The sequence below is a fragment of the Mesorhizobium sp. WSM4989 genome, assembly GCF_029625795.1.
In the GTDB taxonomy this organism is placed as follows: Bacteria; Pseudomonadota; Alphaproteobacteria; order Rhizobiales; family Rhizobiaceae; genus Mesorhizobium.
The window spans coordinates 699,848-717,232 of record NZ_JARTVN010000001.1 but is presented as its reverse complement, the minus strand read 5'-3'; the positions used below and the strand labels follow the sequence as shown (position 1 = coordinate 717,232).

The 17,385-nt window shown below is 62.2% G+C and carries 16 protein-coding genes, 1 tRNA gene and 1 pseudogene; 11 read left to right on the top strand and 7 right to left on the bottom strand.

Going from position 1 to position 17,385, the window contains the following annotated elements:
• Positions 1-321: 321 nt before the first annotated feature.
• From P9217_RS03680 to P9217_RS03670, 3 genes and pseudogenes are all read right to left on the bottom strand, one after another.
• Positions 322-1,458, bottom strand: a complete 1,137-nt coding sequence (locus P9217_RS03680) for a porin (RefSeq protein WP_278086633.1) — start codon at positions 1,456-1,458, stop codon at positions 322-324.
• A 98-nt stretch (positions 1,459-1,556) separates the two neighbouring features.
• Positions 1,557-1,791: pseudogene (locus tag P9217_RS03675) on the bottom strand (GIY-YIG nuclease family protein).
• A 104-nt stretch (positions 1,792-1,895) separates the two neighbouring features.
• Positions 1,896-1,986: transfer RNA gene (locus P9217_RS03670), tRNA-Ser, on the bottom strand.
• A gap of 443 nt (positions 1,987-2,429) precedes the next feature.
• Here P9217_RS03670 and P9217_RS03665 point away from each other — a divergent pair.
• Together P9217_RS03665 and P9217_RS03660 are read left to right on the top strand one after the other, a co-directional pair.
• Positions 2,430-3,581 (top strand): porin, encoded by a 1,152-nt coding sequence (locus tag P9217_RS03665; RefSeq protein WP_095777863.1) that lies wholly within the window; start codon positions 2,430-2,432, stop codon positions 3,579-3,581.
• 242 nt (positions 3,582-3,823) lie between these two features.
• On the top strand, positions 3,824-4,897 hold the full coding sequence (locus tag P9217_RS03660; protein WP_278086634.1) for a site-specific integrase: 1,074 nt from the start codon (positions 3,824-3,826) through the stop codon (positions 4,895-4,897).
• A 71-nt stretch (positions 4,898-4,968) separates the two neighbouring features.
• Here the strand turns inward: P9217_RS03660 and P9217_RS03655 are convergent, their stop codons facing one another.
• Both P9217_RS03655 and P9217_RS03650 read right to left on the bottom strand, forming a co-directional pair.
• Positions 4,969-5,856, bottom strand: a complete 888-nt coding sequence (locus P9217_RS03655; protein ID WP_127324049.1) for an alpha/beta hydrolase — start codon at positions 5,854-5,856, stop codon at positions 4,969-4,971.
• 293 nt (positions 5,857-6,149) lie between these two features.
• Entirely contained in the window at positions 6,150-8,192 is a 2,043-nt protein-coding gene (locus P9217_RS03650) for a lytic transglycosylase domain-containing protein (RefSeq protein ID WP_278086635.1), read from the bottom strand.
• 300 nt (positions 8,193-8,492) lie between these two features.
• Between P9217_RS03650 and dapA the strand changes: the two genes are divergently transcribed.
• From dapA to P9217_RS03635, 3 genes are all read left to right on the top strand, one after another.
• Positions 8,493-9,374 carry a 4-hydroxy-tetrahydrodipicolinate synthase gene (gene dapA / locus P9217_RS03645; RefSeq protein WP_095823685.1) on the top strand — a complete coding sequence of 294 codons (882 nt, stop codon included), beginning with the start codon at positions 8,493-8,495 and terminating at the stop codon, positions 9,372-9,374.
• Positions 9,375-9,399: 25 nt separating this feature from the next.
• A complete protein-coding gene (gene smpB / locus P9217_RS03640) occupies positions 9,400-9,879 on the top strand; it encodes an SsrA-binding protein SmpB (RefSeq protein ID WP_067321086.1) in 480 nt (159 codons plus the stop codon).
• A gap of 85 nt (positions 9,880-9,964) precedes the next feature.
• The gene (locus P9217_RS03635) at positions 9,965-10,666 is read left to right on the top strand and encodes a glycoside hydrolase family 25 protein (RefSeq protein WP_245322309.1); all 702 of its coding nucleotides are present in this window, start codon (positions 9,965-9,967) and stop codon (positions 10,664-10,666) included.
• On the opposite strand, the gene P9217_RS03630 is transcribed toward P9217_RS03635, so the two are convergent.
• Both P9217_RS03630 and P9217_RS03625 read right to left on the bottom strand, forming a co-directional pair.
• Positions 10,635-11,306: a uracil-DNA glycosylase gene (locus P9217_RS03630; RefSeq protein ID WP_164747319.1), complete on the bottom strand. Its 672-nt coding sequence runs from the start codon at positions 11,304-11,306 to the stop codon at positions 10,635-10,637. The two genes, P9217_RS03635 and P9217_RS03630, sit on opposite strands and share 32 nt — an antisense overlap.
• Positions 11,303-11,884 carry an NYN domain-containing protein gene (locus P9217_RS03625; protein WP_066997475.1) on the bottom strand — a complete coding sequence of 194 codons (582 nt, stop codon included), beginning with the start codon at positions 11,882-11,884 and terminating at the stop codon, positions 11,303-11,305. The genes P9217_RS03630 and P9217_RS03625 overlap by 4 nt, the downstream gene beginning before the upstream one ends.
• A gap of 296 nt (positions 11,885-12,180) precedes the next feature.
• Here P9217_RS03625 and rpoZ point away from each other — a divergent pair, with 296 nt between their 5' ends.
• From rpoZ to acpS, 6 genes are all read left to right on the top strand, one after another.
• Positions 12,181-12,582 (top strand): DNA-directed RNA polymerase subunit omega, encoded by a 402-nt coding sequence (rpoZ, locus tag P9217_RS03620; protein ID WP_067321093.1) that lies wholly within the window; start codon positions 12,181-12,183, stop codon positions 12,580-12,582.
• Between the two features lie 125 nt (positions 12,583-12,707).
• On the top strand, positions 12,708-14,936 hold the full coding sequence (locus tag P9217_RS03615) for a bifunctional (p)ppGpp synthetase/guanosine-3',5'-bis(diphosphate) 3'-pyrophosphohydrolase (RefSeq protein ID WP_066997471.1): 2,229 nt from the start codon (positions 12,708-12,710) through the stop codon (positions 14,934-14,936).
• 114 nt (positions 14,937-15,050) lie between these two features.
• Positions 15,051-15,629: an orotate phosphoribosyltransferase gene (gene pyrE, locus P9217_RS03610; RefSeq protein WP_095823682.1), complete on the top strand. Its 579-nt coding sequence runs from the start codon at positions 15,051-15,053 to the stop codon at positions 15,627-15,629.
• A gap of 74 nt (positions 15,630-15,703) precedes the next feature.
• Complete coding sequence (locus P9217_RS03605; RefSeq protein ID WP_278086636.1) at positions 15,704-16,084, top strand: VOC family protein; 381 nt, start codon at positions 15,704-15,706, stop codon at positions 16,082-16,084.
• Positions 16,085-16,362: 278 nt separating this feature from the next.
• The gene (locus P9217_RS03600; RefSeq protein ID WP_067321101.1) at positions 16,363-16,947 is read left to right on the top strand and encodes a DUF2062 domain-containing protein; all 585 of its coding nucleotides are present in this window, start codon (positions 16,363-16,365) and stop codon (positions 16,945-16,947) included.
• The gene (acpS, locus tag P9217_RS03595; RefSeq protein ID WP_067321104.1) at positions 16,944-17,357 is read left to right on the top strand and encodes a holo-ACP synthase; all 414 of its coding nucleotides are present in this window, start codon (positions 16,944-16,946) and stop codon (positions 17,355-17,357) included. The genes P9217_RS03600 and acpS overlap by 4 nt, the downstream gene beginning before the upstream one ends.
• Positions 17,358-17,385 lie beyond the last annotated feature (28 nt).

Sequence of the window (17,385 nt, the reverse complement as noted above, 5' to 3'; positions counted from 1 at the left end):
GGTTATGACCGTTCGCGCCGCCTTTGTCCTGCCGGACGTTCGGCAGCAACTGCGGGCCGGACTGAATATCTCCCCACAAGTCGCGAGATTGGCAGCTTCGGCATCCCGTTCCATGCTGCGACCAGGAGCGGCTGTCCCCCGGATTTTAGGAGCTCTCCACAGCCGCTACGCCGATATCGTGTCGAACGCCAAAGGCGGCTCGGACATTTGCTGCAACACCCAAACTGCGCAGCGATTGGGGACCTCGACATGCACTTAAAACAAAAAAAAGCCCGGCGGTTGCCCGCCGGGTTTTCCTGTCTCCCCAGAAAATATCTGGTTCTAGAAGTCGCGCTGGAAACGGATGATACCGCCGACGCTGTTCTTCTTGGTGGCACCGGTCCAGTTGGAATTGTCCAGATCGCCGAACCTGCCATTGTGGAGGAAGTCAACTTCGGGCGTGATGGTGAGGCCGGGAACGACGGTGTAGGCAACGTTAGCTGCAATGCCGTAGTTCTTGAACTGATCGCCCGACACCTGAAGGTTGAAGGAGGCCTTGTCGCTGAACTTGTAAGTGCCGCCGGCCCAGAAGGCCCAATGGCCGCCCCATGGCTTGTAGAAGGAGCGAGCTAGTCCAACATCGCCAAGCTTGCCGTCGCTGCCGTAACCGAACATGCCGAACAGCGACAGTTCGTTGGTCACGTTCACATCCAGGCGAACCTTGCCGGATACGTTTTCGTAGTTGCTGTCGTAGGCAACGACACCGACGATGTCGCCCCAGCCCTGCGTGTACTTCACGCCGCCGACGACATGCGGAACATAGCTGTCGATCGTGCCAATTGCCCCGTCATATCGACCCGAACCCTCTTCCAGCGAGACCACTGCCGAGAAGCCGTTGCCGGCATCGAAGTAGTACTGGATTTCATTGGTCTGGAAGCCGCCGTAGGGGACCAGCGTGTCGTTGATGACGTTGCCGGCGTAACCGACGAAGGTGTCGAAAGCCGATTCGTCGAGACCGACGCGCAGTCCACCGAGCTGAACCCAGGCGAAGTGCAGGTCGAAGGTCTTGTTGCCGGCTTCATTGTACTCAAAGTCCCCGTTGCGGTTGCCGAAATTCATGCGCATTTCGGTGTAGGTCTTCAACGTGCCGAGCTCGGTTTCCTGGCCGGTCCAGGTCTTGAGCGTGAAGCGGGTGTTTTTGAACCATGTGCCCTGGTCCTTGCCGATTACGACGTCGCTCGTGCGGGCGCCGTCGAACGAGCCGATGTCGCCACCAGCGGCGTCGTAGCGGACATAGCCGCCGATGCGCAGGCAGGTCTCGGTGCCGGGGATATAGAAGTAGCCGGCGCCGTACACGTCGCAGATCTTGACGTATTCAGCCGGTTCCGGCTCGGCGACGGTCACCGCGTCGGCAGCGCGAGCACCGGAAACTGCGATCAGGGCCGCAGCTGAGCCGAGAAGAAGGCTCTTGATGTTCATTTTCTGACCTCCAGTCAGAATCGAACGGCAGCGTCGATTTCACTCGACTGTCACCGGTGTCAGTGCTTTGTTATTGTTGTATTTTTTCCGAGTGGCCGCTACCACAGACGTTTGCTGGCGAACGCGTGCCCGGATCCCGATTTGAGATAGCGCTCGAACGAAGTCGCCTTTGCTCGGCTTGAAAAGGCCATGTAGGTCACGATTCGCCACGGGAGAAATTTGGAAGTGTGACTGGACTTTCCGGCGTTATGCTCAGCAATTCGTCGCCGATGTTATGCCGAAATAACGCTCGCCTACGAAAGCCTCGCTCTCAATCAGGTATACGCACCACACGGACCGGCCCTCCTTCGCCAAGGCTTCGGAGGGCATCCTCTCCGCCATCCTGCTTCGCACGAACTGTAGGGCTTGTCCTGCGAAGCGCGCAGCGCGAAGCAGGATGGCGGAGAGGATGGGATTCGAACCCACGAGAAGCTTTTGACCTCTACTCCCTTAGCAGGGGAGCGCCTTCGACCACTCGGCCACCTCTCCGTCGCGCCGCTGGATAAAGAAAAGCGGCGGCACAATCAACAAGCCCGTGCCGTAATCGCTGAAAATTCGACGCCGGCAGCAGGATGAGTGTTCCCATGCGGCGATTCCATGGCGATTCCCTGCCCGGCGACTCGCACGCTGGCGCCGCAATTTCGGCCGCTCATCGCCGGATTCGACCGGCCGCAAGGCCTTAATGGTTAATGAGAACTTTCGGAGTGAGGCCAAATCGTGTCATTTGTGCAACAACGTTCGGGGATAGCGTCCGGACTGGGCTTCTGCCGATACGATCATGGTTGAACGCCGCCGCCGCCTGGGTAAAGGTCACGTTCGAAGGAGCGGCGCGGTGCGCATCTTTTTCGGTAAGTGGGGATGGGGCAGGGAACGCTGTCCTTCAGCAAAAAATACCCAGACCCGTTTTTTAACTTTTGACTGGAGGTCAGAAAATGAACATCAAGAGCCTTCTTCTCGGCTCAGCTGCGGCCCTGATCGCAGTTTCCGGTGCTCGCGCCGCCGACGCGGTGACCGTCGCCGAGCCGGAACCGGCTGAATACGTCAAGATCTGCGACGTGTACGGTTCGGGCTACTTCTACATCCCCGGCACCGAGACCTGCCTGCGCATCGGCGGCTATGTTCGATACGACATTGGCTTCGGCGATGTTGGCTCGTTCGATGGTGCCAAGGCTCTCGACAAGATCGATGGCGACGAGAACGGCACGTGGAAGAAAAATGCTCGCTTTACGCTGAAGACCTGGACCGGCCAGGAAACCGAGCTCGGCACGTTGAAGACCTACACCGAGACCCGCTTCAACTTCGGCAATGGTAGCGGCAGGGATGGCCTCGTCACCACCACCAATCCGGCTGGCAACAAAGACGTGTCGCTGAACTTCGCCTGGATCCAGCTCGGCGGTCTCCGCGTCGGTAAGGACGAATCGGCCTTCGATACGTTCATCGGCTATGCCGGCAACGTCATCCAGGACACGATCGTTCCTTACGGTGGCTTCGACACCAACGTCGTGCAGTACTATTTCGACGCCGGCAACGGCTTCTCGGCTGTGGTCTCTCTCGAAGAGGGCTACGGCGACGTTTACACCATCGACAGCTATGTTCCGCATGTCGTCGGCGGTGTGAAGTGGACGCAGGGCTGGGGCGCCGTCACCGGTGTTTTGGCTTATGACAGCAATTACGAACAGGTGACCGGCAAGGTTCGCTTGGACGTCAACGTCAATGACCAGATCTCGCTGTTCGGCATGTTTGGCTATGGCAACGACGGCAAGCTCAACGATGATAATTTCATCGACGCTAATGGTCGCGGCTTCTACAAGATCTGGGGCGGTAACTGGGCTTGGTGGGCTGGCGGCACCTATAAGTTCAACGAGAAGACCTCGTTCAACCTCCAGGTGTCGGGTGACGACGACAAGAATTACGGCGTCGCGGCAAACGTTGCCTACGACGTTGTCCCCGGCTTCACGGTCACGGCCGAAGTTGACTGGAACCATTATGGGAACTTCGATACCCCGACCATTTATGGTAACTGGACCAACGCTGACAAGAAGAACAGCGTCGGCGGTATCCTCCGCTTCCAGCGCTCCTTCTAAGGGCTGGACTGCAACAACATGAAATCCGGCCCGGGCATCTCTATGCCCGGGCCGTCTTGCTTTTCGCGATGGATCAACGCAACGAAAGGATGGGGGTGATACGGTAAGCTGATCGGGTCTGTAGAGCGACTTTGTGGGATCCGCCGTGGCGGATGGGGTCGGAGGCCAGACTCGAAAACTCTTGAAAGGATGCTCCCGAGCGGTTAGGGCTGGTCCCTTAACCACAGGGGGTGTGGCTAAAAATGTCGAATGAAGCGATTCAAGAGGGGGAGCCCTCTGGTCATTTTGCGGTATTTTCTTCTCAGAATTCGAAGTTTAGGTACACCTATAACAAGATCCGGGAAGTAAAATCGTACAGGGTCAGTGAGCTCTTTACAGCATACCGGGATATACTCTGGGATGATGGGCGGCATAAATACAATGTCAGCTCATTCATTGGTGAAATAGACGAGATCCTTCTGGGAGAGCGTTTCAGCACCTTTGACCAGAACACCCTGGACAGTCTTATCGGTACCTTGCGCCAGCGCGGGAACAGCAACGCAACCATCAATCGCAAGATGGCTGCACTCAGCAAGCTGCTGCGCAAGGCTCATAAGATGGGAGATATCCACAGCCTGCCCGAGTTCCGCCGCCAGAAGGAGCGGGCGGGACGGATTCGTTTCCTCGAAAGGGACGAAGAGACAAGGCTGTTCGCCGCCATCAAGAGCCGCAGCGAGGATGCTTACAGGCTTTCCGTCTTCCTAGTCGACACCGGCTGCCGTCTCGGCGAGGCGCTCGGCCTGATCTGGAACGACATCCAGGAACACCGCGTCAGCTTCTGGATCACAAAGTCGGGCCGCAGCCGCACCATCCCGATGACCGAACGGGTCAAGGAGGTGATCAAGCTGCCGCCGACCACCGAAGGCCGCCGGCCAAAGGGTCCGTTCACCAAGCTCACGCAGGCACAGTACCGCGCCATCTGGAACGAGGCGAAGGCCGAAGTCGGTCTTGGCGCCGATGAGCAGGTGGTGCCGCATATCCTGCGCCACACCTGCGCTTCGCGACTCGTCCAGGGCGGCATCGATATCCGGCGCGTGCAGATGTGGCTCGGCCACCAGACGCTTTCGATGACCATGCGTTACGCGCACCTCGCCACCAACGACCTCGATGGGTGCGTCGTGGTGCTCGAGAAGCCGCGCGCCGAAGAGGCGCCGCGGCCGGCAGAGAACTCGGTGTTTGCGTCTCCGTTGACCACGCCTTCATCCGCCAAAGCCGCCCGCAAGGAGAGCGGCTCGGTGCCGGCGAAGGCACGCCGCAAGAGCTCGAAGGGCAAATAGGCGGCACGCCACGCGCCGGGAATCTATATTTCAAAAACAGCCCCGGGGCGGAGTTAGTCTCGGGCTTTACTTTACGTGGACTTGACTTCGGCGCGATCGAGGAAATCCGCAATCTTCTTCGGCAGGTTGCCGGTTTCCAGCAAGGGCGCGTGTCCCTGGCCTTCCACCGTGATCGTCTCCATGCCGGGATGACGCTTTGCCATCTCCTCGATCGTCGCGGTGGAGAGAAGCGTCGAATTGCCGCCGCGTATGGCGAGCAACGGCACGGCGGCAAGCGCGTTGAACTGTGGCCAAAGATCCGGCAGTGGCTTGCTGAAGTCGACATTGGCCAGGGTCTCGACCAGGGCAGGATCGAAATCGGGCACCAGCCCGGCATCCGTGTCGCGGCAGATGGCGCCAACCATACGCGCCCAGTCGGCATCGGTGAGCGCAGGGAAGCCGGCACCATGCACGCGCCGCTGCGTGTCGACCGCCTCGGCGAATGTCTTCGGCCTCGGCGCGCGATCGAGATATGAGCGGATATGGGCCAGACCTTCCGCCTCGATCACCGGGCCAATATCGTTGAGGACAATGGCTTTCAACGCGGCCGGCTTCAGCGCGCCGAGCACATGGATGATCAGTCCGCCGCGCGAGGTGCCGATGAAGCCAGCCTCTTCGATACCCAGCGCTGACAAGCCAGCGAGCACGTCGCCGGCTTCGACGCCGACATTGTAGTGGCTGATGTCGGGATCGTAGTCGGATCGGCCACGGCCGCGATAGTCGAAAGCGACGACCTTGCGCGGCGTCTTCGCCTTGCCGGAGAGGTAAAGCGCGAGCTCATGGAAGTCGCGCGCATTGCGGGTGAGGCCGGGCAGGCAAACGATCGGCCAGCCACCGTTCGCCTCGCCATAAATGCGGGCATGCAGTTTCAGCCCATCGGGTGCGGCATAGAAGAAGTCGGAGAAACCGTCGCACGCCATCGGTATGCTGCTCCTCGCTGAGGTGACCGACAGCTACAGGCGAGGGCGGCCGCGGTCAAATGATGGGAAGGCACGTTACACAACCTTGCCACGCTGGCGGGACAGCATCTCCTCTGTTCTGTCGGACATCTCCCCGCAAGGGGATTTGACTGTCATCTAAGCTTTTACCCATCGCCAAAGCGGCATGAACGAGCCGGCAGCGAAACTGCCAATCTCCAAGTGCGGGAGGTGTCCGGCAGGACAGAGGGGCGCGAAGGATCGCCAACCTGAGGCTTGCATACGCCCCACGGCGATCAACTCCGCCCGTTCACCAGATCCCCGACGATGTCGTATCTGCCGGAAATACGCATCTTGTAGACTTCATAATTCTCCATCACGCGCTGCACGTAACTTCTTGTTTCCGTGTAGGGGATCCGCTCGACCCAGTCGACGACGGCGTCCACGTCCTTGCCGCGCGGATCACCGTATTTCGCCACCCACTGGGCGGCGCGGTTTGGGCCGGCATTGTACCCCGCGAAAGTCAGCACATAGGAGCCGTTGAAGCGGTCGAGCTGCTCGCCGAGAAAAGCTGACCCCAGCGTCGCGTTGTAACCGGCATCGGTCGTCAGCCGCGTTTGCGAGAAGGTCATGCCGGCCTTCTTCGCCAGTTGCTTGGCGGTACCCGGCATCAACTGCAAGAGGCCGCGCGCGCCCGCGCTGGAAATCGCCGCGACATTGAACTCGCTCTCCTGGCGGGCGATGGCATAGGCCAGCGCCTTGCCGGAGCCGGAGATATCGGCCGAATCGGGAATGACACCCAACGGATGCGAAAGCGCACCCACATCGATGCCGCGCTGGGCGGCGATCTTGCCGACCTTCAGCGCCATGAAATGGTTGCCCTGTTTTTCGGCAAGCCCCGCCAGCAGCGCAAGCTCGCCGGGGCTGGTCAGCTGCCCCGCGAGGTCGCGGTAGAGCGTCTCGGCATAGCGGTCATACCCTGCCTCCTGCAGCCGCTTGATCGCTTTCACCGCCTCGCGGCCCTCGAAGCTTTGGCGGTCGGCCGCGCTGGGCGTGGGATGGACGATGCTCAAGGTTCTGAGGCCCACACGCTCGCCGGCAAGCTGGCCGTAGAAGGTGGTGCCGTAGCTGGCGGCCCGGGTGAAATAGTCCTTGGCGCTGCCCGGGCCGCCGACTTCCGCGGCGCGGCCAAGCCAGTAATAGGCGCGCGACAGCGACACCGGTCCCTGGGCGAGCTCGGCGATGCGTGAAAAATGCGAGGCGGCTGCTGCCGGGTCGTTGAGACCGCGCAATGCATACCAGCCGGCATGGAACTCGGCTTCCGCGGCGCTGGCCGCGCTTTCGGCCGCATGCATGGAGGCGATCTTGTAGGCGGTCTTTATGTCGCCCTGATCGACCAGCTCGCGCGAAAGAACGCGCCGCTCCACCCACCAGGCATCGGGATCGACCAGCGCGTCGCGATTGGTCGGCGCCTTCATCACGACTGCCGCGGCATCGGCAAGTTTTTGCTGCTTGCGCAGATATTCTGCCTCGGCGAAGAAATAGCCGGCCGAACGCTGCGCCGCCGGCACCGCCTTCAACAGTTTCGCCGCGTTTTTTTCGCCTTTATCGACCGCCACCCAGGCATCCGCCAGTTGCTGGGCGCCGGCAATGCCGGCGACGCGCAGCGCCGAGGACGGCCGGTCGGCATAGAACATGCGCTCCATGCGATAGCGATGATCGGCCGCAGGGATCAGCGTGCCGAATTCCTTGATGATGGAAGTTTCGTCCTGGGCATCCAGCTTCTCCGTGCGCCAGAAGGGCACCAGCACCGCGCGCGCCGCCGCTTGATCGCCCAGCGCCACCTGCGAGCGGGCAAGGATGATCACGCCTTCCGGCGTCAGCGGCTGGCTGCGGCCGAAGGCCCGCACCACCACTTGCGGCGGCGGGTTCTCGCGATAGAGCGCGCGCTCGCTGTTCCTGCGCAGCGCGATCGTGCCCGGCCATCCAGGCAGCATCTTGGCGGCATCGGCGATTTCGCCGCTCGGCACCTGGTCGCCGCCATAGAGCGCGATCGCCCAGGCCAGAATGTGCCGGTCGAGCGAGGTGGCGGGCAGCGTGTCGCGAGCATTGCGCGCCGCGGCGATGTTGTTCACCGCGAGCGCGTCGAGACCGCTCTTCAATTGCGCGATGCTGGCCGGGGGCTGAGGCTGCTGCGCCTGGTCCGCGGCCGACGGCGAGCCCGGCGCGGCAATCGCCGCCGTCACGCGCACGTCCACGCTGCCGCCGATCGCCATACCCGGTATCAGCGCGACGACCGCGCTCAAAAGCGCGAACAGATGAGGCCGATTTGTCGGCATGTTCCACCCCGGCACATTGTCAGCAGGCAGGGCCTTCGAGGCCGACCCGGAGCCTAAACTTAGGTCGTGAAAGGCTCGTAAACAAAAGGTTATCGAGGCCGTTCGAATTACGCTTGCTGGCACTACAGCAATGCTTGCCGCTGAACCGTGTCGAGACTATGGTGCGCGGCTTCGCTTTCGATTAGAAGGCGCGGGAATTTACGCATCGACAAAACGCTGATGCATGTCGCCCAAAGTGGGCACCCGGCTTTGGGAGAACGACATGCTTGGACCAACAAAGTCCCAAGGAGTTTGGACAATATGCTGAGAGGCTCGCTGACTGCGCTCGTGACACCGTTCGAAAAGAGCGGGCGTTTCGACGAGAAAGCCTTTCGCGCGTTTGTCGAATGGCAGATCGCCGAGGGCACCAAGGGCCTCGTGCCCGTCGGCACCACCGGCGAGTCGCCGACGCTGTCGCATGACGAGCACCGCAATGTCGTCAAGGTCTGCATCGAGGTCGCCAGGGGCAGGGTTCCAGTTGTGGCCGGTGCCGGCTCCAACAACACCGAGGAAGCCGTCGGCCTGGTGCAGTATGCCGAAAAGGCAGGCGCCGATGCAGCCCTGGTCGTCACGCCTTACTACAACAAGCCGACCCAGCGCGGCCTCTACGAGCATTTCGCAGCCGTTGCCAGGGCAACCAAGCTGCCGATCATCATCTACAACATCCCGCCGCGCTCGGTGATCGACATGACCCCGGAGACGATGGGCAGGCTGCGCCACGACTTCAAGAACATCGCCGGCGTAAAGGATGCGACCGGCAAGGTCGAGCGCGTCTCGGAACAGCGCATGACCTGCGGCAAGGATTTCATCCAGCTTTCCGGTGAGGATGCGTCCGCGCTCGGCTTCAATGCGCATGGCGGCGTCGGCTGCATCTCGGTGACGTCGAATGTCGCGCCGCGCCTTTGCGCCGAGTTCCAGGAAGCCACGCTCTCCGGCGACAGCGCCAAGGCGCTAGAACTGCAGGATCGTCTCCTGCCGCTGCATAAAGCAATTTTCGTGGAGCCCGGCGTATCCGGCGCCAAATACGCCCTGTCGAAGCTGGGCAAGGTCGAGAACGTGGTCCGCTCGCCGCTGGTGACGGTCGAAGCTTCGACCGCCGAGAAGCTCGACGCGGCGCTGAAGCACGCCGGCTTGATTAATTAGGGATGAGGCGCCACCTCTCCGCATTATGAATCAAGTCAAGAAAGCCGACCCCAACAACAGGACGGTCGCCGAAAACCGCAAGGCGCGCTTTTCCTACGAGGTGCTCGACACGATCGAGACCGGCTTGGTGCTGACCGGCACCGAGGTCAAGTCGCTGCGCCAGGGCCAGGCGAACATCCAGGAGAGCTACGCCTCCGCCGAAGGCGGCGAGATCTGGCTGATCAATTCCTATCTGCCGGAATATCTCCAGGCCAACCGCTTCAACCACGAGCCGCGCCGGCGCCGTAAGCTGCTCGTCAGCAAGCGCGAGATGGCTAAGCTTGCCCAGAGCGTGGAGCGCGAAGGCATGACGCTGGTGCCGCTGAAAATCTATTTCAACGATCGCGGCCGCGCCAAGCTCCTGCTCGCCATCGCCCGCGGCAAGAAGCTGCACGACAAGCGCGAGACCGAAAAGCAGCGCGACTGGTCGCGCGAGAAGGGACGGCTCCTTAAGGAGCGCGGATAAAGCCACCTTCGATATGCGGGCAAGGCGAGCAGGGAGCCAAGGCTTGAGGAACGGCTTGATTGCCCTGGCCCTGGCTTTCGTCTTTCTGGCGCTTGCCACATGGGCAGAGGGCTTCTTCCGGCACCGTGCTTTCCCGCCGGATCGCGGCAAATTCCCCTTAAGGGGCATCGATGTTTCGCATCACCAGGGCAGGATCGACTGGCCGCGCGTCGCGGCCGACGATGTCGTTTTCGCCATCATCAAGGCGACGGAAGGTGGTGATTATGTCGATGATGCCTTTGCTGAGAATTTACGCCAGGCCCGCGCGGCGGGCCTCGCTGTGGGCGCCTATCATTTCTTCACCTTCTGCCGCCCGGGTGCCGACCAGGCCAGGAATTTCATCTCGGTCGTGCCGCGCGGCGAGCAGCTCTTGCCGCCGGTAGTCGACATCGAGTTCCACGGCAATTGTCCGCGACGCCCTTCGCCCGCCGAGCTGAACGCCGAACTGCTGGCATTCCTTGGCCCGGTCGAGGCGGCTTACGGCAAGCCGGCCATTCTCTATATTACCGATGAGACGGCACCGACCTATGCCGCTCATATCGCGGTTCGCCAGCGCTGGCTGCGCTCTGTGCGGGGGCCGCTGAACGACGACGACTGGGTCTATTGGCAATATCTCGACACAGGCCGTGTCGACGGCATCGACGGCGACGTGGACCTGAATGTGCTGAAGGGCGGGCCGGCGAGGCTGTCGGAGTTGTTTGCCGCGGCGCCGGACCCTAGCTCTTCAGGAAGGCTGCTATCTCCTTGAAGACATCGACGAACATCGCTTCCGTCAGGACACCGGTGTTGGTGTTGTAGCGCGAGCAGTGATAGCTGGAGAACAGCGTGATGCCGCCGGCCTGCTGGCGTCCGCCGTGGCGGAACGGAAGGGTGGCGACTCGCCCGCCCAGCGCCCGCACCGTCGATTGATGCGCGATCGAGCCCAGCGTCAGGATGGCCCGCAGGTTGGCAAAGCGCGCGATCGTCGGTTTGAGGAAGGTGCGGCAGGTGGCGATCTCGGCGCCCACCGGCTTGTTTTCCGGCGGCACGCATCGCACCGCATTGGTGATCGCGGTGCCGACGAGCTCCAGCCCGTCATCGGGCCTGGCCTTGAATTCCCCGCGCGCCAACCCTTGGGCGATCAAAGTTGCGTAGAGCAGGTCGCCGGCATAGTCGCCGGTGAAGGGACGCCCGGTGCGGTTGGCGCCGCGCAGGCCGGGCGCCAGCCCGACGATGAGGAGCCTGACCGAGTCCTCGCCCTCCGGCGGCAGGAAGGTCGGCACCGGTGCATTGAACCAGCCCGGCTCGCGCTGGCGCCAGGCGGCGATGAAGTCGTGCAGCCGCGGGCAAAGCGGACAATCGCGGTCAGGCTCGGGGGAGGGCGCGGCGCTCAAGGCTGCCGCGCTCAATAATCGTCCTCGTCGGCTTCAGCAGGCTCAGGCCGGCGGACCGGCCGTTCCGATGGATCGCGGCCGACTTCGTTCTTCAGCGTCATGAGGTCGATGAAGTGGTCGGCCTGGCGGCGCAAGTCGTCGGAGATCATCGGCGGCTGCGAGGCCATGGTCGAGATGATCGAAACCTTGCGGCCACGCCGCTGCAGCGCCTCGACCAACGTGCGGAAGTCGCCGTCGCCGGAGAAGATGACATAGTGGTCGACGACATCGGCAAGCTCCAGCGCATCGACGGTGAGCTCGATGTCCATGTTGCCCTTGATCTTGCGCCGGCCGGTCGAGTCGGTGAACTCCTTGGCTGGCTTGGTCACCACCTTGAAGCCGTTATAGTCCAGCCAGTCGATCAGCGGCCGGATCGAGGAATATTCCTGATCCTCGACCAGCGCGGTGTAGTAATAGGCCCTGAGCAGGTAGCCGCGTTTCTGAAAGCTCGACAGAAGCTTGCGGTAGTCTATGTCGAAGCCCAGCGCCCGCGAGGTGGCGTAGAGGTTGGCGCCGTCGATGAAAAGAGCGATCTTTTCACGGGGATCGAACATTGAAAAATATCCCTTTTCAAAAATTTCTGTCGTCTAAAAGGACGTGACGGGTAGGCCCGATAATGGTCCCTCTTCCCGCCCCTTTCGAGATAACGCCAGATTTATGGATATCCAAGGGCAGGGCGCGCATTGCAAGCAATTGTGATCGGCACCAGGTAAGCAAGGCGAAGTCCGATATTGAGCCGGGCAGGGGCTCGTGCTTCGGCGGTGCCCGCCATAAAGCTTGTATTTCGGCGGCGTCCTTGTTATGGAGCCCGCCAGTTTTCCATCAAATCCACGCATGAAAGGGGCAGTCCATGGCCCGCGTAACCGTTGAAGATTGCATCGACAAGGTCGACAACCGTTTCGAGCTCGTGCTGCTCGCCGGCCACCGTGCCCGCCAGATCAGCCAGGGCGCGCAGATCACCGTTCCTCGCGACAATGACAAGAATCCGGTCATTGCGCTGCGCGAGATCGCCGACGAGACGCTGTCGCCGGACGACCTCAAGGAAGACCTGATCCACTCGCTGCAGAAGCATGTGGAGGTCGACGAGCCGGAGGCCGAGGGCGAGGCCATCGCCGACCAGACCGGCGCTGCCACCGCTGGTGCCGACACCGACGATGCCGAAGAGAACATCGCCTTCGACCGCATGAGCGAGGAAGACCTGCTCGCCGGCATCGAGGGTCTGGTGCCGCCGGAAAAGAGCGACGACTACTAAGCTCTTGGACACGGGCCTGGATCAAGCATCCGGGACTTCCGTATCGTCAGTTTCGTGGCTATCTATGGGATGCGTCGCACGCCGGTGCGGCGCATCAATCATTTCATCACCGCGAGATTTCGCCCATGATGCGTCAGTATGAGCTTGTCGAGCGCGTGCAGCGCTACAAGCCTGACGTCAACGAGGCGCTGCTCAACAAGGCCTATGTCTACGCCATGCAAAAGCATGGCCACCAGAAGCGCGCCTCGGGCGATCCCTATTTCTCGCATCCGCTGGAAGTGGCGGCCATCCTCACCGAGATGCATATGGATGAGGCGACCATCGCCGTTGCCCTGCTGCACGACACGATCGAGGACACGACCGCCACTAGGGCCGAGATCGATGAATTGTTCGGCCCCGAGATGGGCAAGCTGGTCGAGGGACTGACCAAGCTGAAGAAGCTCGACCTCGTCTCCAAGAAGGCCGAGCAGGCGGAGAACCTGCGCAAGCTGCTGCTGGCGATCTCCGAGGATATTCGCGTTCTGCTGGTCAAGCTCGCCGATCGCCTGCACAACATGCGCACGCTCGACCATATGCCCGAGTCCAAGCGCCTGCGCATCGCCGAGGAGACGATGGACATCTATGCGCCGCTCGCCGGCCGCATGGGCATGCAAGGCATGCGCGAGGAACTTGAGGAGATCGCCTTCCGCTACATCAATCCGGAAGCCTATCGCGCCGTCACCGCGCGGCTCGCCGAGATCTTCGAGCGCAACAAGGGGGTGCTGGACGAGATCGAGAAGGCGCTGTCCGGCCTGTTCGAAAAACACGCGATCAAAGCCGGCGTCAAGAGCCGGCAGAAAAAGCCGTGGTCGGTGTTCCGCAAGATGGAGGCCAAGGCGCTCTCCTTCGAGCAGCTCTCCGACATCTTCGGCTTCCGTGTGGTCGTCGACACCGTCGAGGACTGCTACCGCGCGCTTGGCGCCATCCACACCACCTGGTCGATGGTGCCCGGGCGCTTCAAGGATTACATCTCGACGCCGAAGCAGAACGACTACCGCTCGATCCACACCACCATTGTCGGCCCCTCGCGCCAGCGCGTCGAACTGCAGATCCGCACCCGCGAGATGAACAAGATCGCCGAATACGGCGTTGCCGCGCATTCGATCTACAAGGACAGCGGCGGCAAGCCGAACGGCGCAGCGCACGCGATCTCCAAGGAGACCAACGCCTATGCCTGGCTGCGCCGCACCATCGAGCAACTGGCCGAGGGCGACAATCCCGAGGATTTCCTGGAAAACACCAAGCTCGAGCTGTTCCAGGACCAGGTGTTCTGCTTCACGCCCAAGGGCATGCTGATCGCCCTGCCGCGCGGCGCCACCCCCATCGACTTCGCCTATGCCGTCCACACCGATGTCGGCGACACCTGTGTCGGCGCCAAGGTCAACGGCCGCATCATGCCGCTGATGACGGAGTTGAAGAACGGCGACGAGGTCGAGATCATCCGCTCCAAGGCGCAGGTGCCGCCGGCAGCCTGGGAATCGGTCGTCGTCACCGGCAAGGCGCGCGCCGCCATCCGCCGCGCCACCAAGAATGCCATCCGCAAGCAATACTCCGGGCTCGGCGCCCGCATCCTCGAACGCGCCTTCGAGCGCGCCGGCAAGAACTTCACCAAGGAAAGCCTGAAGCCGGTTCTGCATCGCCTGGCGCGCAAGGATATAGAGGACGTGCTGGCCTCTGTCGGCCGCGGCGAGCTTGCCTCGACCGATGTCATGAAAGCAGTCTTCCCCGACTACAAGGACGAGCGCGTCACGGTCGCGGCGCCCAAGCAGCGCGAGGAAGGCTGGTCCAAGATCCGCAACGCCGCGGGCATGCTGTTCCAGATGCCCGGCCGCGCCGCGCGCAAGGGCAAGGACCAGCAGCGCGACGGTGCGGTGCCCATCCGCGGCGTGCGCGGCGACCTGCCGGTGCGCTTCGCGCCGGAAGGGGCGGTGCCCGGCGACCGCATCGTCGGCATCATTCAGCCAGGAACCGGTATCACCATTTATCCTATCCAGTCGCCGGCCCTGCAGGCTTTCGACGACCAGCCCGAGCGCTGGATCGATGTGCGCTGGGACATCGACGAGCGTACCAAGGAGCGCTTCCCGGCCCGCATCTCGGTCACAGCCATCAATGCGCCGGGCTCGCTCGCCGACATCGCGCAGGTCGTCGCGTCTAACGATGCCAACATCCACACGCTGTCGATGGTGCGCACCGCGCCCGATTTCACCGAGATGCTGATCGACCTCGAGGTTTGGGACCTGAAGCACCTCAACCGGCTGCTGTCGCAGCTCAAGGATAATTCGAGCGTCAGCGACGCACGGCGTGTGAATGGGTGAATAGTAAATAGTGAATAGTGAATTAGGTTGCCTATCACTACCATTCACCATTCACTCATCGCTATTCTATTCACTACTCATTACTCACCACTCGCCAAGAGCATGGAGCGAACAATGAACACCGATGAAGTGCTGGGCATTTTCCGCGAGGCCGGCGCGGTTCTCGAGGGGCACTTCATCCTGACGTCCGGACTGCGCAGCCCGATCTTCCTGCAGAAGGCGCGCGTCTTCATGCATGCCGACAAGACCGAGCGCCTGTGCAAGGCGCTGGCCGAGAAGATTCGTGAGGCGGTGCCGGGCAGGATCGACTATGTCGTCGGCCCGGCGATCGGCGGCCTGATCCCGGCCTACGAGACCTCGCGCCATCTCGGCGCGCCGGCGGTCTGGGTCGAGCGGGAAGGGGGCGAGTTCCGACTGCGTCGCTTCGAGATCGCAAAGGGATCGCGCGTCGTCATTGTCGAGGACATCGTCACCACGGGTCTCTCGATTCGCGAGACCATCGACTGCCTGCGCCAGCTCGGCGCCGAGGTGGTGGCGGCCGCCTGCATCATCGACCGCTCGGCCGGCAAGACCGATGTCGGCGTGCCGCTGATTGCGCTCGCCGAATATGAGGTGCCGGCCTACCCGCCCGACCGCCTGCCGCCGGAACTTGCCGCCATCCCTGCCGTTAAGCCGGGAAGCCGAAATATCTGACCTGGCGATGAATGAAAACAAGCACCTGAGGGTGCCGGTTGAATCTCTTTGCCAGCGAAGCGCGCAGAGGCCCCATGATAGCCGGCATCGATCATTTCGTCCTGACGGTCCGGTCTGTCGAAGCGACTTGCGACTTCTATCAGCGCGTGCTGGGCATGCGGCGGCTGGACGAGCCGAGCCGGCCGACCGCGCTTCTGTTCGGATCGCAGAAGATCAATCTGCACGAGGTCGCTCGCACCTTTGAGCCGAAGGCGAAGGCGCCGACGCCGGGCTCCGGCGATTTCTGCCTCATTGCTGCGGTGCCTCTTGCCGACATCCGCGCCAGCCTCGCAGCCAACGGTGTGGCGGTCGAAGTCGGTCCGGTCGAGCGCACCGGTGCTCGCGGCAGGATGATGTCGGTCTATTTCCGCGATCCCGACGACAACCTGGTCGAGGTCAGCGAATATCGAACTTAGCTGAAAAGCCCAGGCTGACCGCGTCCGATACCTCGGCGCCGCGGTCGCGCAAGGACGAATGGCCAAACATGCTTTGCCCAGTCTTCCTCAGTTTCGCCGGAATGGCGCTCATGGAAGAGCCTGCGGCAGACCATCGCGGCGACGTTTCGCTGTTCCGTGGTCTGGCAATCGCCGCTATAGCAAAGTTTTGTTGCCTTCCTGCGCCGGTGAAGCGCAAGATAATGTTGGCGCGACCCGGCTGGCAGGGAAGCGTGTGTTGGACCAGGAACCGAAACAGAGTGCTTTTTCGACGCCGAGAGCCTGATGGCCTCCTGGAGCGGGTGCGTACTTACCTATGGCCGCGCCGCTCGTTCTCGCGCTCCGTTCAGTATTTCTCCAAGCGCATTCTGCGGCTGAAAGCGACGCCCCATTCGGTGGCCGCCGGAGTCGCGGCAGGCGTTTTCGCCTCCTTCTTCCCGCTGGGCTTCCACTTCATCATCGCCGCCGTGCTCTGCTGGGTGATCGCCGGCAATCTGGTGGCGGCAGCCCTCGGTGCGGTGTTCTTCGGCAATCCGCTGTCCTTCCCGCTGCTCTGGGGCGCGTCCTGGGAGACTGGCAAGCTCATCCTGCATGAACATCTGCCCAGGCATGGGCCGCCGGAGCATCTCGGGGAAATGATGCACACGCTTTCCTTCGCCAAGCTGTGGCACCCGATCCTGGAGCCGATGCTTCTCGGCGCGGTGCCCCTCGGCTTGGTCTTTGGGCTCGTCTTCTATGGTGTCACGCGGTGGGGCATGACCGCTTTTCGCGCGCAACGGCAGCGGCGAATGACCGAGCGAGCCAGGAAGGCCCGGCAGGGCGGACGGGAAGTTCCCGCGGAATGATCATCGGCATCGGCAGTGACCTGATCGACATCAGACGTATCGAGAAGTCCCTGGAACGGCACGGCCAGCGCTTTATCCAGCGTATCTACACCGAGGTCGAGCAGGCCAAGTCGGAGAAGCGCGCGGCCCGTGCCGCTTCCTACGCCAAGCGCTTCGCCGCCAAGGAGGCCTGCGCCAAGGCGCTTGGCACCGGCATGGCCGAGGGCGTCTTCTGGCGCGACATGGGCGTGGTCAACCTGCCCAGCGGAGCGCCCACCATGGCGCTCACCGGCGGCGCTGCCGCCAGGCTGGAAAAAATCCTGCCCAAGGGCCACCATGCGCTGATCCACCTCACCATCACCGACGATTTTCCACTTGCTCAAGCCTTTGTGATCATCGAGGCAGTGCCCGCCGAACAAGCGCCACATTGATTCCATCTGACCACGGGCGGCATGACGT